Annotated in this window: 1 pseudogene; it reads right to left on the minus strand. The window is 30.1% G+C overall.

Annotated features, from left to right (window positions below):
* Positions 1-388: 388 nt before the first annotated feature.
* Positions 389-837: pseudogene (locus FGK85_RS15190) on the minus strand (ISLre2 family transposase); the annotation flags it as partial.

Genomic DNA, 837 nt, shown 5'->3' on the forward strand with positions numbered 1-837 from the left:
GTATACCTTATTAATATAAGTAAGTAATTGTTTTAAATAACTTTTACTCATTTTATCAGCATCCTTTTTAAGTTGGTTTCTTGTCAAAACTATTATAAAAAGGATGCTTTTATTATGCAAATTTTTTCTCTAAAATTTCCAGCAAAAATCAGAATTTATGGTTTTTAACCTAACCCTCAATCATTCATTATAAATCAGCGGGCTCACGCCCCAAAAATTTTTAAGTGCTAAACTTCTGACAAAATAGTTTGTGTCAAGTTAAAGTGGGCAATTTTATTTCTTAATTTTTCCATTATAAATTCAGTTGAAAATTTTATTCCAAAAGGGCTTCGCCCGCAGCCCGAAAGGGCGCACTTATCCCGTTAACTTTTTATTTAAAATTTTAAAACTATCTATAAATAAGTTCACTAAATTTTTTTTCTTTGAAAAAGCTTTGTATAGCTTTTCTTCCATTAGTCATGGCGCAGCCTGTAAATGGTATTCTTGCTTGTTGTATAGGATAATACTTACTTTTCTTTACCTTCTTATTTACATCAGCTGCTGTTAATGTAATCATCTCTGTTATTGTTTCTAATTTATCATCTGAAACAACTCCTGAACAAACCTCATTTATCACATTGTATATTCTTTTACTTGCTTTTTCAGCTAGTATTTTAGCTAAATTATTGGCACCTTTAATAGACCAACTCATTTTTCTTCCCTTCATTCTTTGAGCTAATACATCACATATATTGTGCTCCATTGTACCTAAATTTCTGTATTCTAATCCTTCTGGAGCCTTCGGCATTTTTATTTCTTCCCTTAGCTGATATGGCTTTAATCCTATCTTGTTATCAA

The organism is Haloimpatiens lingqiaonensis, assembly GCF_901447495.1.
Lineage (GTDB): Bacteria > Bacillota > Clostridia > Clostridiales > Clostridiaceae > Haloimpatiens > Haloimpatiens lingqiaonensis.